Consider the following 13969-nt stretch of genomic DNA (forward strand, 5'->3'; position numbering starts at 1 on the left):
AATAAATGGACGAAAAAGTACAAAAAATGTTGCGGAGCGATGCCGAGGTCAACAGTGATCAGGCGGCCGGAATGTCCCGTGCCAAGCTGGATTCAGCGGTGCGAAGAGGAATCCGCGAAGGCAAGCTACGGGCTCGCCGCCGCTCGTTCTTCTATGCCTCCGGCGGAGTGCTTGCCTTTGCGGCGGCGCTGCTGCTGACTTTTGCTGCTCTGCAGCCTGCAGGGAATATGGCGGGTGATCCTACGGCTTCCGTTCAGCGAGATTGGGGAGAGTTCGAAGTGTTTCGGGAAAGTGCGGAAAATGATACTATGCTGACCGGCGCGTTGAACCGTGGAGAAATTCAACCTCTTGAGGCAGCGGTAGAAAAAAATGGGTATACCGTCACTCTGCACGGAGCTGTAGCGGACAGTCGGTCAATGATTCTGCTGTACAGCGTGAAGAATGATTCCGCAAATGCGGCGCTTTTGGATAACGCTGCGGTTGAGTACGAGGAGCCGGGATACGCAATGGGCAGTTCGTACAGCGGCGACAGACGGGTAGCATCGGGCGAAACTTCGTATGAGATCGTGTCCGTTATATTGAATGGAGATATCGAGTATTCATCAGCCGCAGCGCTCAACCTGATCGTCACGACCGATACCCCCGAGGCACTTCTGTCCAGCAGCTATAAATACCGGACAGAAATCAGCTTGCCGTTTGAATGGAATCCGAGTATGCTGGTCGCCAAAGAGCGCACATTGGAATATGACCGGGTTCTTACCGTAGACGGTCAGCAGATTCATGTTCTGCGCACTTTGTTGACACCAATTGGGACTTATGTCGATATCGCTTACGACGATAATAACGCCAAAAAGATATTCAATGTCATTCGTCCGAGATTGTCCATTGTACATGATGGGAGAACTATGGAATTGATCTCGGACAGTTCTTTTTCAATAGGGGAATTGGACGGGGGAGAGTCGATACATTTCACCGGGGCTGTTCCGGAGAATGTCGATTCGGTCACGCTCGAAATCGACGGAATCTCGGCGCTGGAGCGCGAGAAGCTTAAACTCGTTATCGATACCGAGACCATGCGGGTATTGGAGGCGCCCGATGATAAAACCGGAGTGGAGCCGGCGGGACCGAGATACGGCAAAGGAGTGATTGCAATCAAAAGAACCGGCGCACATGTGTCCGGCCTAGCCAGTAATATGCTGCTCGACAGCGTGTTTGAAGACGGAAGTGGGAAGCAGCACGATATGGAATCCGAGGGTCATCGCGGAGGTTCGACCGGTAGCATGAACGAGACGGAAGCGGAAACGTTTAGCTACTTCGATATCGGTGAAGAAAAGCTGCCGCAGCCGCTGACCTTCACCATCCAAAGTTATCCGAACCCGATTCTGGAAGCGGCTCGAATCCGAATCGATTGATCCGGACGCCCAACATTGACGATTGCCCCTCAGACCAACTTTCGTTATAGTAATAAAAAACGAAAAGAGGAGCGGAAATATGACCTATTCGCAGCGAGGCAGTTCGCAAGCCGGCACTTCTTCAAATATTGCGCATCTGGAATATCGGATCGGCGAGTTGAATGACCGAGTAGAGCGGCTGCACGGGGAAATCGAAGCGACTACAGGCGGATCGGAAGAGCGGATGGTCGATCTGAGAGCCGAATTGGAGCAGGCGCAAAAAGAACTTGGTGAATTGCAAAACGAACTCGAGGCATATGAGGAATAATGCCGCGAGTTCGTTTTTGTATCCGATATGTCCAGGCTGGAAAGCGGTGTGCTGCAAGTGATTATAGACTATAGGGTGTTAACCTTGAGAGTCTGGTCTCAGCGCATCCCGATAATAGAGCCGGAATAAGATGTCCTGATTATAATTGCCAAAGCCGCTTCCGAATAACGTAACGCCGCCCACATGCTGTGCATTTTCGCGTACGCCGATACGGAATTTCCATTCTTTGCTCGACGGCGATATCTGGTCGAGCGTAACGGAAGACAGCGGTGTCCCGTCCATATAAGTACCGCTGCGGTCGATCTTGAGTCTTTTCAGCAGCCCATATTGATTAATATCATTCGGCCACCAGGCAGGGGTCAAATTGCCGCGCCGCGCTCCGTAATCGCCCGGGCTTGTCCATGTACCGAGTTCGACTCCGTTCAGGTGGAATGTGATGTCGGACGGCCAGTTCTCATCAATTCCCGGCGCCTCGGATGAAATTTCCATAGAAATCTCCAGTTCCTCCGGCGTTTGACTCGAAAGCAGGAAGTTTGGGGCGCGATATTCAACGAAACCTTGTCCAAACCAGAGAATAGAGGCGCTTACCCTTTCCGGTGACAAGAAAAATCGGGGATCGTCGAACTGACCGATCATCTTCTCTGTCGTAGCGAGACCACAGGTCGGATGAACCTCCCAGTCTGTAAAATGGCCGATCGGCACATTGACCGGATGAACGGAGCGTCGGTCGCTGCCCGCTTTCGGCAAAATGATTTCGATCCGGTCCTCGGCCAGCGAGCAGACTTTGCGCGCGCCGCCCCGTCCGGACATTCGCTCCGTGCGAATCAATCCGGCTGTCTCCAGCTTGCGCACATGCATGGTCATGATCGCGCTGCTGAGTCCCGATGCTTCGGCCAGCTCGCGCACATTCATTGGCCGTTCAGCGAGCAGCGCCAACAGATTGAGACGAACTTTGCTGGCGAGTGCCTCGTAAACCGGCAGCGATTGTTCGGTAATATCCAGTTCCATGGCTTCCTCCAAATAGCAATAATTTTCAACTTTCCGATAAGTTAAGGCATGCGTGAGCACGCCCGGCGTCTTCCTACCAGTATATAATGCCGAACGTTCAAAAGCACGAGTTAAGAACTTATTTCGTAAAAACCAAGCCCAGCAGCCGTAGGAGCTGCAAGGCTATAGGAAATACAACTTCTGCTAATCGGCGTTAATAGCGGAAAATCAGTCTAGCATTTATCGAATATAGGCGAATTTTAGCGAATTGGTTTCAGAACGGAGTTCTTCTCGTTAATAATGAAGCATAAAGCGGCTTTATAAGGTGAAGCTGCGAAAAAGGAGAATGAAGATATGACGGCAGTCGACGGAAAAAAACATTTTTACGTAGGAACTTACGCCTCGCAAGAAGAGGAAGGTTTGTTCCATTGTACGTTGGATCGAAGCAGCGGAGAAATGCACGTTGTCTCTGGTATAAGCGGTATCGAAAATCCTTCATATTTGAGAGCGAGTGCTGAACTCGAAAACATATATGCCGTGAGCGAAAAAGAATACGGCGAAATTTTTGTTTATACCATTGATTCGGAAAACGGCGAGCTGCGTCTGTATGACCGCAAGCCTTCAGAAGGGATATCGCCATGCTTCGTCGATACGACGCCGGATGGACGCACGCTGTTGGCGGCCAATTACGGCGGCTGCGTTGTGGCGCTTGCAATCCGAGACCGAGGCTTGTTAGAGCAGGCAAGCAGAGTCCAGCATGCGGGCGAGGGACCCAATAACGAAAGACAGGAAGGCCCGCATCCTCACTCATTCGTGTCTTCGCCCGATGGTGTATTTCTGTTTGCAGCCGACCTTGGCGCCGACCGGATTGTGAAGTATACGTTGGAAGACGAGCGTCTGTTCAAGCAGGACGATACCGAGCTGCCGCCGGTCACAGGGCCGAGAACATTCGTTTTTCATCCAAGCGGCAGATGGGCCTACGTATCCGGAGAGCTGGATAACACGGTAACAGCCTTCGAGTATGACCCGCCAAGCGGCCGACTCAAGGTGATGCAGCGCGAACTGCTGCTGCCTGAAGATCGGGCGGCGGACCCGAACAATACGGCTGCGCATGCGGCCGTATCGCCCTGCGGAAGATTTGTGTACGTGTCGAACCGCGGAGACGACAGCATCACTCAATTTGAAGTGAACTCCGATAGTGGAAGGCTGACGTTGGTTGAACGAGTGCCGTCGGGAGGACAAATTCCGCGTCACTTCGCTATTATGGACGGTTTCTTATTGGTGGCCAATCAGGAGAGCGGCAGCGTTGTATCTTTTGCCATCGGCGAGGAAGACGGCAGGTTGACCCCGACTGGATATTCGCTTGCTCTGAACCGTCCGGTCTGCATATGTCCTCTCCCGGAAATCAAGCACTGAATCGGACGTTTCTGTGGTGAAAAAGGAGGACAGGCGATGAAGAAGTTCGATTACGATCTCGACTACGAGCAGCTTGACCTGAGGAAACATCCTGAACTGTATAGGGTGGGACGAGGCGAGCAGGGCGTCTTGCTCGTTCAGCCTTACAAAAATGAAATTTTGCCGCATTGGCGCTTCAAGACACCGGATATCGCGCGCGAATCATCGGAGAAGATCTATGCGATGTTTTTAACCTATAAGGAAGAAGGCGACTTTATAGGGATGGACATGGCGCGGAAGTTTTTGCAGATGGGCTATACAAGGGCACGGCGTTATACGAATTACAAAGGCGGAAGAAAATACGCGGAGAATGGGAGTCTGTCGATTCGCAAAGGCGATCCGCAGAAGGCGGAGTCGGCGGCGATCTTCAAAGAAGCATGGGAACGAGCGAAAACGGACCCGGATTATATACGCATGATGGAGGAGCATCGGTCAAAATACGAGCAATGATAGTTGTGAAAGTATTGGATTTTAATGCAGCGTCGTTCAGTTAAAGAGATACAAAGTAGTTAAAGGGGGCAAAAAGGCCGGTGAGCACAATGCTCCCGGCCTTGCTGTCGTACTCAATGTTAATTTGCAGTCCTGAGCTGCAAACCGGCCTTGCTGCCATATGCCGTACCCGGTGCGGATCTGCGGCCTGCAAATTGGTCTTAATGCCGAAGATCGGCTATGTACGGTAGGCTGATGTACTGTTGTAACCCGAGCACGGGGTTCGAATCATTCCGCTGTATTCAACGGGGCGCAAACACCGTCTTCGTCTCGCTGCTGGCAGAGGTGGAGGCGGCTTCCTGTGAAGAGGTACCGCGCGGACCGAGAGGCGCGGTATATTCTTCTTCAGCGCTCCACTTGGCAGAGGAGGGAAGCTGCGGCACCGCTTCTGCCGGATGCAGCTGCGGCGAGAGGCCAGCATAGGGCCGTTCGCGCCGCTTGGCGTCGACATGCCGCAGCGCCCGGAAACCGAACGCCGCCAGCACGAACTGCGCGGCGAGCAGCCAGGGCGCCGCTTCCGCATTCAGCGGCAGGTTCAGCAGCGCCGGAGCGGCTGCCAGGAGCGGCACGACGCGCCGCAGCACGGGCCGTTCGGCCCGATAGCCCGGCTCAAGCAGCCGGGCGGCGAGCAGTGCCGCCAGCAGCCAGGAGAGCAGGCGGCACAGTGGCAGCCACGAGGAGCCGTCGATCTCCGGCTCCCGGGCGAACTGCCAACCGGCGGCTCCAGCGGCCGCCAGCAGTGCCGGCACAAGTGCCGGCTTCAGCAGGCGCAGGAATCCGCCGCCCCAGGATGGCCGTTCTTCCATCTCGAGCAGCACACCGAGCTCGTGACGAGTCCGTTCCAATTCACGGTGCAGCGCCTCATGCAGCAGCGGCAGACGTGTCGAACCTCCTTCGTGCAAATACAGGGCCAACTGGCCGTCCAGTTCCGATGCAAATCCCTGCATGCCCTGACAGAGCAGCAGTCGTTCCCGAAGCCGACTCTGCAGTGCGGCCGAAGGTGCCGAACCCGGTACAGCAAGCGCTTCATCAAGCGCGGCAGCTGCCATTCCCAGCGATTCCAGCGCTGCGCGAAGACGCCTTTCGCGGCTTGCAGCGCGCCGGCTCATAGCCCGGCGGGTCTGCTCGTAGATCCATATCGCAAACGCGGCTGTTGCCAACCAGACGTACGTTTCCATTTCGATTCGCCTTCCTCTCGCATAACCTGTCCTCTCCACTATTACACAAGCATGCGGGCTCTTCAAGCTGCAATAAAGCGAATTCATGGACAAAGCGTTCGGGCACGGGTACAATTCGGGACGCGGGGACAATATGCGAAGGTGGACGAAGGTCCGATCGTCGGGGAAACGGGTATAACAATAAGGAAGCCGAACCGGCAAAAAAACGGCTGTAGGAGGCCAAATGAAAGGACGGGAAATAATAATGGAAATGATGAAGATATTGGTGCTTGGAGCAGAAGGCCCAGTCGGCCGCCACATTGTGAAGGAAGCTCTGAAACGGAAGTGTGAGGTGACGGTGCTGCTGAGAGATCCGTCGCTGTTTAACGAAGAACATGCGGCACTTCATATCCGTACGGGTGACCTGCTGGCGCCTGGAGCAATCGCTTCTGCGGCTGTGGGCTGCGACGCGGTTCTGAGTGCATTCGGTTCGGAACCGGGCGAGGGTCCGCTTCTTCCGGAAGCGGCGCGCCTGATTATTGAAGGTACACGCGAGGCAGGCGTAAGCCGCCTCATTATTGCAGGAGGTTCGGGCACACTGCTGACAGCGCCGGGCGTCCGGCTGATGGACAGCCCGGATTACCCGGAAGAGCTGCTTCCGCTGGCCCAGGCGCATGCCGACGCTTACGACATTTTTGCGCAGAGCGATCTGGAATGGACCTATGTCAGCCCGGCGGCATGGATTGAGCCAGGAAGACGCACCGGCAATTTCCGTATCGGAACGACACTGCTTGTCACGGACGACGAAGGGCACAGCCGGATCAGCGTCGAAGATTTCGCGGCAGCGATCATCGATGAGCTGGACGACCCGAACTTTATCCGTTCGCGCTTCACAGTAGCTTATTAAACGGCTGCACGGCGCGCAGAAGACGATCGTGACCTGAAAAGGAGAGTGATCCGACCATGCAAATCGTAACGGCGCAGCAGATGAAACAGATTGACCGCTACACAATCGATGAGCTGGGCATTCCTGCTTTGGCACTGATGGAATCCGCAGGCCGGGCAGTTGCCGAAGAAGTGTTGGATTTATGCCGCAGCCGCCGGGGGATGGCCGAAGACGGGAGAACAGGGGCGGGTACACGGCCGGACGGTTCGCTCAAGCGCGGGGTAACTTCGGACAATCCGATATTTGAGGATGACTTGATCGCACCTTTTGACGGAGCTGAGCGCGAGCATTGGCTTATTCTGACCGGCAAAGGCAATAATGGAGGCGATGGTTTGGCGGCCGCACGTTACCTGCAGGATGCCGGTGTCCGGGTGTCGATTCTCTGTGCCGAGTCTCCAGATCGCTTCACGGAGGAAGCCGCCGTACAATTTGAAGCGGTACGGCGATCCGGCATTCTGATATTGGAGACGGGCCAAAACCCAGCTGCAGCGGATTTCACCCCGTATACAGGTCTCGTCGATGCCCTGCTGGGCGTCGGGGCAAGCGGAGAACCGCGCGAACCGTATGCCGGGCTGATCAAGGCCGCCAACGGGAGCGGGCTGCCTATCGTAGCCGCTGACGTGCCGAGTGGTCTTGACGCGGACACGGGACAGACGCCGGAAGCTTGTATTCGGGCAGTGCGCACCGTATGTATCGCTTTTCTCAAAGCAGGACTGGTGCAGTACCCCGGAGCGGAAGCTGCCGGTGAGGTCAAGGTGCGGGCAGTCGGTATTCCGCAGCTGGCTTCTTCACGGATCGAAGAACGTTCGGATACTTACTTGATTACCGAGCGTTCGCTTCGTGTCACGCTGGGGATCGATACGTCACGTAAACGCGCAGAGGACAGTCATAAAGGAACTTACGGCCATGTACTGGTTGTCGGCGGCAGCCGCTTGATGAGCGGTGCCGGCTTTATGGCTTCGCGCGCCGCACTGCGTATCGGCAGCGGGCTGGTGACATGGGCGCTGCCGAAAGCGCTGCTGCCGAATATCGTGGGTCATGTGCCTGAATTGATGGTAGCCGAAGCAGCGGAAGGCGATGCTTGGAGACGCGATTCCGCCGGTACGATCTTGAAGCTGGCGGAGAGGATGGACGTCCTTGCCGTTGGTCCCGGGCTCGGCCGATTCGACGGCGATATGGATTGGATGAAGGAGTTGTGGACCGGTTCGGATGTTCCGCTTGTGATTGACGCCGACGGTCTGAACATTTTGGCCGACGCAGGCGGCGCATTGAAAGATTGGGGTAGACGGGAAAACGTCGTCCTGACGCCGCACCCCGGCGAGATGGGCCGTCTCCTTGGGATACCGACCGCCGAACTGCAGAGAGACCGGATCGGGGCGGCACGCAAGTATGCTGCCGAATACGGCGTCACGCTTGTCCTGAAAGGAGCCCGTACGGTTGTTGCTTCGCCGGACGGAACGGTCTTTGTAAATACGACCGGTCATCCCGGAATGTCTACCGGCGGCACCGGAGACGTACTGACGGGAGCCATTTCAGGCTTAATCGCCCAAAAGCTCTCGCCGCTGCAGGCGGCTTCATTCGGCGTATATCTGCACGGACGTGCCGGCGAGCGTGCCGCGGAGCTGAGAGAACATCCTTCTTCGCTGTTGGCTGGAGACGTTATCGAAGCGCTGTAAGAAGGATTGTATATTTAATTAAACAGTTCGTACAGAGCAGCGGATATGAAGAAAAGCCGGCTTTTCCCTTTTGGAGGGAAAGCCGGCTTTCTTGGTTCAAAGACTTAAAATGTCTGCTTATAGGTAATCTGAAACTGCTGTACCTGCTGCATCATCTATTTATACGCGGAATTTCGAGACAGACAGATGCAGTTGATCCGCAAGCTGTGCAAGCACCTGGGAAGAAGCCGCAGTCTGTTCGCTGGCCGCTGCCGATTCTTCACTGGCGGCTGTAATGCCCTGAAGCGTCTGCATCACTTCGGTAGCTTGAGCGGATTGTTCTTCGCTGGCAGCAGCAATGCCGTTGACCTTGAGCGATGTGCTGCCTACACGCTCAATGATATCGTTGAATGCGCGTCCGGATTCTTCCGACTGCTGCAGATTCAAATTGACAGCTTCTACGCTCTTCCCAATATTGAACTGCATAGAGCGGATGATGGTCGTAATTTCTTTCGTAGCTGCGCCGCTGCGTTCCGCCAACTTGCGGACTTCGTCCGCGACTACGGCAAAGCCCAGACCCGATTCGCCGGCACGTGCAGCTTCAATAGCCGCGTTCAGTGCAAGCAGGTTGGTTTGCGCAGAGATGTCGTCGATTACGCCAATAATGTCACCGATCTTGGTCGAGTGTTCTTCAAGCTTGCCGACCTGTTCGGTTACATCTTCCATACTGTGCAGGGCAAGCTGAATGGTTTCTCCGCCGGAATGTGCCATTTCAACCGTGGCATTCGACAGCTCAGCCGCGTCTTCCGCGCCTTTGGCTACATCTTCGATGGCGGTTACCATGTCCTGGAACAGCTCATTGATCGAGCGTGCCGACTCCATCTGCACGGACGTACCGCTGGCAATCTGCTGAGTGCTGGCCGAGATTTGCTCCGAGGAGGCAGCGACGTTCTGGGCAGAATCCTGAATGCCGCCAATCAGGGAGGACAGCGTGTCGGCCATCTTGCTTACGGACAGGGACAGCTCGCCAATCTCGTCTTTGGCTGTGTAATTGGATGTCTCGCGCAGATCGCCGTCGGCAATCTTTTTCAATACATCATTGATCCGTTTGACCGGAGTGCTGATCATCGTTGTGACCAGAGCGACGAGCAGCAGTCCGACAACAAGCGAAGCTGCGATAATAATCATGGTCCAGAACGAAGCACGAGCAACATCGGCTTTGGAAGAAGCGTCGGCTTCGGCCGCCAGGTTTTCGTTAAGCGTACCGAGCTGTTCGATAGATTCGTAGACCAGAGTGCTGACGGCTGCAACTTCCTCAGCCACGTATATCTGGAAAGCCGAACTGTTCGATGTCTCGGCGAGTTCAATAGCTTTCCCGTAAACTTCCTGATATTCAGACCAATTTTTATCGAAATCGGCCAGCAGGGCAGCCTCTTCCGGTGTCATCTGGATCAATCGGTAAGCGTCGATGCTTGCCGTTACCTCTTCAATCAGCGGAGCGATCGTTTCGGCAATTTCATTCTTCTCGGCCTGTGTACTGGCAATGGCGATGTCTCGTGAAGTGATGCGAAGCTTCAACAGCGCACTTTCGGTGGCCGCCAGGTGACGGATTGGCATCATGTTTTCACTGTAAAGCTTATTGAGATTGTCACGCATCAAATTGATGTTGCTGAGACCATACAATCCTACCCCTGCGGTAAGCAGGGTCAAAGCCATAACGACAACCATTAATTTCGTGAAAATCTTTCGATTTCTGAACCACTGCATAATATCACTCCGTCTTATTATTGAGTCCTAGGACACATATTTTATAGTTCATTGTATATATGCTTTTTCGTCAGGAAGACAATCTTTTTTGATACCATTCTCAAACAAATGTAAAAAAATATATTTTTCAGGATTGAAAAAACCAGTTCTGCCAAAAGGAAAACGGCCCTTCACCCATCAAATGATGGATAAAGGGCCGTTTGATTAAACTAATGATCCCAGGGAAGGGAAGCGGCGTGTATTATTCCGCAATGCAGATTAAAGGCATTTCCGTCTACGGCGCAGTTAGAAATTCACGGCCTCCCATATAAGGGCGAAGTGCCGGAGGCAGATAGATCGAGCCGTCTTCCCGCTGATGATTTTCCAGCAGTGGAATTAGCAGGCGAGGGACTGCGGCAGCCGTATTGTTCAACGTGTGGCAGTAATGCATGGCGCCGTCTTCGCCTCGGTAGCGAAGTCCGGCGCGCCGTGCTTGGAAGTCGCCCACATTAGACGACGAGTGGGTCTCTCCATAGGCGTTCCGGCTGGGCATCCAGGTCTCGATATCATACTGTTTGAAATTTTTCTGCGACATGTCTCCGATACAAACGGCCACTTTGCGGTATGGAAGTTCAAGCAGGTCCAGCAGATCTTCGGCGTTGCGCGTCATTTCCTGAAGCAGGCGTTCCGATTCCTCGGCGTCGCCTCGGCAGATTATAACTTGTTCGACTTTGGCAAACTGATGAACCCGGTACAACCCGCGCACATCTCGTCCGGCCGAACCGACTTCGCTCCGGAAGCAGGTCGAGACTCCGGCAACTCTGATCGGCTCCTTCATATCCAGCGTTTCATCCGCAAAATAGGCGATCAGCGGAACTTCCGAAGTCCCGACCAGCCAAGCATCTTCTCCTTCGATTCGATAAGCCTGGTCCTGACCGGTCGGGAAAAATCCGGTGTCTCGCATAGCTTTGGTCCGGACTATTAGAGGCACGTCCATGCCGGTAAAGCCTCGTTCCTCCAACAGATCGAGTGCCAACTGCTGAACGGCACGCTGCAGTTTCAATCCATCGCCTTTAAGGAAATAATTGCGTGCTCCGGCTACTTTGACACCACGCTCGATATCGAACAGTTGGTGCAGTTCGCCGAGTTCGATATGATCCCGCGGCTCAAAATCGAACTCAGGAGGCTGTCCGCTTACGTGCACCGTCACATTGTCATCGTCCGAAGCGCCGGGAGGCGTATCGGCCGAGACCAGATTCGGTACGAGATCCATCAGATCGCGATAGTGCTGAAGAACAGTGTCCAATTCGGCTTCAATCGCCGCAAGTTCCGCTTTGTCCGCACGAATCTGTTCCTTTTCAAGAGCTGCTTCCTGCTGTTCTCCCGAAGCTAATTTTGCTCCGATCGCTGCACTGCGGCGGTTGCGCCGTGCACGAAGATCTTCGGCTTGTCCGGCCAGCTCTCGCCTGCGCTCATCTGTCTCTAACAGTTCCACAATCGATATCGTAATCTTTTTGCCATCCGCAGCCGCCTGAAATTCCGCCGCCCGTTCCCGAATATTCCGAATGTCCATCATGTTCGTACACGCTCCTCTGAGTAATTGGGTTAAAAAAACGCAAAAACGCCCTCTCGTTTGGGACGAGGGGCGTATCATTTACGCTCGCGGTGCCACCCAACTTGACCGTTCACAAGGAACGATCCGCTCTGGAGTATCGCGATAACGGGCGAATACCGGTTGACTTAGGATGTCCTGCAGGCGATGCTAACGTTCTGCGGAATCTTGACGAAAACGCCTCGGAGTTGGATTCTCTTCATCGGCATGGTCTGTTCTCAAATTGTGATTCCAAGTATAAAGCCGCAAGTAGGGAGCGTCAACCCTGATCATACAAAAAAGGCCCGGATTCGGGGGAATCCGGAGCCTGGAGATGTACCTTGCTGCATAGAGTGGGGAGGGTACATCGGAAGAGAAGGAGAAAGATATGATGAAGCGGGTCCCAGCAAACGGAAGTGAAGTCTGGAAGAAGAGTACCGGCCGGGAAGCCGCGGAACACCCTAAGGTGAGAAAGCAGGAACATAAGCTTTGGCGGACATGTAATAAAGGGAGAAAGGGTGTCCGGTTTTGTTGAATTTATGGTTTGAAAAATGTGTCCAAACGATTCTCTTGAGTCCGGCTTGATCCGGAGTGAAGCTTGATATTAAGCGGTGATCCCGTTGTAACGGTTTGTCAGTTCCTCGAACCACTCTCTGTCCTTCAACTGCAGTGCGAGATCGATCAGGTTGTTGAGTTCGCCGCGTTCCAATTCGACCTGGTCGTTGAAAGTAATGTTGGCGGAGATCGTAATGCGCTCTTCAGCATTCTCGGAAAGGTCAAAGTCGACATTTACTTCAACATCAGCGTCCATATATTCTTTCTTCAGGAAGTAGATCACTTCGCAGAGGATAACCGGTCTAACATAGCTTTCGAAGGAGCAGTCCATAACTTTAACCCAGTAGTGTGGGTTGGAGAAGTGCAGCGTCTGTCCGGCTTCCATGTCCTGACCGTTTTGGATATCGCGAGTTAGTTCGAGCAGAACAGGCTCCGCTTCAAAAAATCTCGTAATTTGTTTGTTGAGAATTTCCATAATTCCTTGTGTATTCAGCTTGATCATGACTGCTGCACCTCTCTCTTCAGTATTTGTGGTTGATCATTTGTTTATCGTTGGGTGAATGACTTTGTCGATTTTTGTTGTTTTGTCTTCTTGAATTATTTATCGGTGCAGGGATTTGAAAGTTTATAGTTTTTTTTAAAATGATTTCGCAAAATCTACTCGTAAAAGATTAATAGGAAGATGTTCCGATACGCACCAATTTTCACGCATAAAAAAAGTACCGAAGAGTCCTAGAAAGGACCTTTCGGTACTGGGAAGTGGTAGGCTATGAGATTATTTGTCGAGATTAGGCAGCTTCTTCGCCTGCTCTTCAACTTCGCGAACCGGATCTTCATGCGTTTTCTCTTCAACCTTTTTCGAAGTGAACCAGCCAATCAGTGCAATCGCCACAAGAACAATGTAGAAGGTCGTCTTCCAGATCGTTCCTTCAACAAAATCATGTGGTACGACGCCGATAGCTTCATGGCCCAGCGTATGCATACCGAGCTTTACACCGACCCAGCCGACAATAACGAAAGCTGCCGTTTCAAGGCCCGGGCGGGAGTGAAGCAGTCCAACGAACAGGTTCGCTGCAAAACGCATGATAACGAGACCGATAAAGCCGCCTGCGAAGATAACTGCGAATTGTCCGGAATCCAAGCCGCCGATGGTGCCCCAGTTTGTCGGAGGCAGTGCCACCGCGAGAGCTACGGCTGCGAGAATGGAATCGACTGCGAACGCAAGATCCGCAATTTCGACTTTAAGGACAACGCCCCAGAAACTGACTTGTTTCTTGCCGACGCCTTTGCCTTCCGCGGACTCTTCCGCTTCGTCGGTTTCAGATTTCTTGTTTCGGAACGCCCTAATAATATGATTCAACGATATGAACAGCAGGTAAGCTGCGCCGATCGCCTGAATCCACCATACGTCCACGAGGAACGAAATGATGAACAGGGAGCCGAAACGAAGCACGAACGCTCCAAGAAGACCGTAGAACAAAGCTTTCTTGCGCTGTTCTTCCGGCAGAGGTTTAACCATAATAGCCAGTACGAGCGCGTTATCTGCGGCAAGCAGACCCTCCAGCGCGATGAGTACGAGCAGTACCCATCCGTATTCCAGCGCCAACGACAAATCCATGTGCTTCTCTCCTTTTGGGTGTGGGATTGTACTCCCTTATCTTTATCCATG

Annotated in this window: 12 protein-coding genes; 6 read left to right on the forward strand and 6 right to left on the reverse strand. The window is 53.5% G+C overall.

The window, feature by feature from the left end:
• Window positions 1–5 precede the first annotated feature (5 nt).
• Together F456_RS0114610 and F456_RS0114615 are read left to right on the forward strand one after the other, a co-directional pair.
• The gene (locus F456_RS0114610) at window positions 6–1412 is read left to right on the forward strand and encodes a DUF4179 domain-containing protein (protein WP_018977791.1); all 1407 of its coding nucleotides are present in this window, start codon (window positions 6–8) and stop codon (window positions 1410–1412) included.
• Between the two features lie 79 nt (window positions 1413–1491).
• On the forward strand, window positions 1492–1719 hold the full coding sequence (locus F456_RS0114615) for a hypothetical protein (protein ID WP_018977792.1): 228 nt from the start codon (window positions 1492–1494) through the stop codon (window positions 1717–1719).
• A gap of 78 nt (window positions 1720–1797) precedes the next feature.
• Here F456_RS0114615 and F456_RS0114620 read toward each other — a convergent pair whose 3' ends face one another.
• Window positions 1798–2727: an ArsR/SmtB family transcription factor gene (locus tag F456_RS0114620; RefSeq protein WP_026293901.1), complete on the reverse strand. Its 930-nt coding sequence runs from the start codon at window positions 2725–2727 to the stop codon at window positions 1798–1800.
• Window positions 2728–3060: 333 nt separating this feature from the next.
• Here F456_RS0114620 and F456_RS0114625 point away from each other — a divergent pair, with 333 nt between their 5' ends.
• Both F456_RS0114625 and F456_RS0114630 read left to right on the forward strand, forming a co-directional pair.
• Window positions 3061–4122, forward strand: coding sequence for a lactonase family protein (locus F456_RS0114625; protein ID WP_018977794.1), 1062 nt, complete (start codon window positions 3061–3063; stop codon window positions 4120–4122).
• 36 nt (window positions 4123–4158) lie between these two features.
• Window positions 4159–4611 (forward strand): DUF4385 domain-containing protein, encoded by a 453-nt coding sequence (locus F456_RS0114630; RefSeq protein WP_018977795.1) that lies wholly within the window; start codon window positions 4159–4161, stop codon window positions 4609–4611.
• Window positions 4612–4892: 281 nt separating this feature from the next.
• Here F456_RS0114630 and F456_RS0114635 read toward each other — a convergent pair whose 3' ends face one another.
• Window positions 4893–5828: a hypothetical protein gene (locus F456_RS0114635; protein WP_018977796.1), complete on the reverse strand. Its 936-nt coding sequence runs from the start codon at window positions 5826–5828 to the stop codon at window positions 4893–4895.
• Between the two features lie 253 nt (window positions 5829–6081).
• Between F456_RS0114635 and F456_RS0114640 the strand changes: the two genes are divergently transcribed.
• Together F456_RS0114640 and F456_RS0114645 are read left to right on the forward strand one after the other, a co-directional pair.
• Window positions 6082–6714: an NAD(P)-dependent oxidoreductase gene (locus F456_RS0114640; RefSeq protein WP_026293902.1), complete on the forward strand. Its 633-nt coding sequence runs from the start codon at window positions 6082–6084 to the stop codon at window positions 6712–6714.
• Window positions 6715–6770: 56 nt separating this feature from the next.
• Window positions 6771–8429, forward strand: coding sequence for a bifunctional ADP-dependent NAD(P)H-hydrate dehydratase/NAD(P)H-hydrate epimerase (locus F456_RS0114645; RefSeq protein ID WP_018977798.1), 1659 nt, complete (start codon window positions 6771–6773; stop codon window positions 8427–8429).
• A 159-nt stretch (window positions 8430–8588) separates the two neighbouring features.
• On the opposite strand, the gene F456_RS0114650 is transcribed toward F456_RS0114645, so the two are convergent.
• From F456_RS0114650 to F456_RS0114670, 4 genes are all read right to left on the reverse strand, one after another.
• On the reverse strand, window positions 8589–10175 hold the full coding sequence (locus F456_RS0114650; RefSeq protein ID WP_018977799.1) for a methyl-accepting chemotaxis protein: 1587 nt from the start codon (window positions 10173–10175) through the stop codon (window positions 8589–8591).
• 274 nt (window positions 10176–10449) lie between these two features.
• Window positions 10450–11730, reverse strand: coding sequence for a serine--tRNA ligase (serS, locus tag F456_RS0114655; RefSeq protein ID WP_018977800.1), 1281 nt, complete (start codon window positions 11728–11730; stop codon window positions 10450–10452).
• Window positions 11731–12349: 619 nt separating this feature from the next.
• Window positions 12350–12802, reverse strand: coding sequence for an IDEAL domain-containing protein (locus F456_RS0114665; RefSeq protein ID WP_018977802.1), 453 nt, complete (start codon window positions 12800–12802; stop codon window positions 12350–12352).
• 273 nt (window positions 12803–13075) lie between these two features.
• Window positions 13076–13918: a TerC family protein gene (locus F456_RS0114670; protein ID WP_018977803.1), complete on the reverse strand. Its 843-nt coding sequence runs from the start codon at window positions 13916–13918 to the stop codon at window positions 13076–13078.
• Between the last annotated feature and the right edge of the window lie 51 nt (window positions 13919–13969).

The sequence above is a fragment of the Saccharibacillus kuerlensis DSM 22868 genome (assembly GCF_000378145.1).
Taxonomy (GTDB): Bacteria; Bacillota; Bacilli; order Paenibacillales; family Paenibacillaceae; genus Saccharibacillus; species Saccharibacillus kuerlensis.

Coding starts and splice junctions, on each gene's coding strand:
- F456_RS0114610 (WP_018977791.1), top strand. CDS start 6: ATGGACGAAAAAGTACAAAAAATGTTGCGGAGCGATGCCGAGGTCAAC.
- F456_RS0114615 (WP_018977792.1), top strand. CDS start 1,492: ATGACCTATTCGCAGCGAGGCAGTTCGCAAGCCGGCACTTCTTCAAAT.
- F456_RS0114620 (WP_026293901.1), bottom strand. CDS start 2,727: ATGGAACTGGATATTACCGAACAATCGCTGCCGGTTTACGAGGCACTC.
- F456_RS0114625 (WP_018977794.1), top strand. CDS start 3,061: ATGACGGCAGTCGACGGAAAAAAACATTTTTACGTAGGAACTTACGCC.
- F456_RS0114630 (WP_018977795.1), top strand. CDS start 4,159: ATGAAGAAGTTCGATTACGATCTCGACTACGAGCAGCTTGACCTGAGG.
- F456_RS0114635 (WP_018977796.1), bottom strand. CDS start 5,828: ATGGAAACGTACGTCTGGTTGGCAACAGCCGCGTTTGCGATATGGATC.
- F456_RS0114640 (WP_026293902.1), top strand. CDS start 6,082: ATGAAGATATTGGTGCTTGGAGCAGAAGGCCCAGTCGGCCGCCACATT.
- F456_RS0114645 (WP_018977798.1), top strand. CDS start 6,771: ATGCAAATCGTAACGGCGCAGCAGATGAAACAGATTGACCGCTACACA.
- F456_RS0114650 (WP_018977799.1), bottom strand. CDS start 10,175: ATGCAGTGGTTCAGAAATCGAAAGATTTTCACGAAATTAATGGTTGTC.
- serS (WP_018977800.1), bottom strand. CDS start 11,730: ATGATGGACATTCGGAATATTCGGGAACGGGCGGCGGAATTTCAGGCG.
- F456_RS0114665 (WP_018977802.1), bottom strand. CDS start 12,802: ATGATCAAGCTGAATACACAAGGAATTATGGAAATTCTCAACAAACAA.
- F456_RS0114670 (WP_018977803.1), bottom strand. CDS start 13,918: ATGGATTTGTCGTTGGCGCTGGAATACGGATGGGTACTGCTCGTACTC.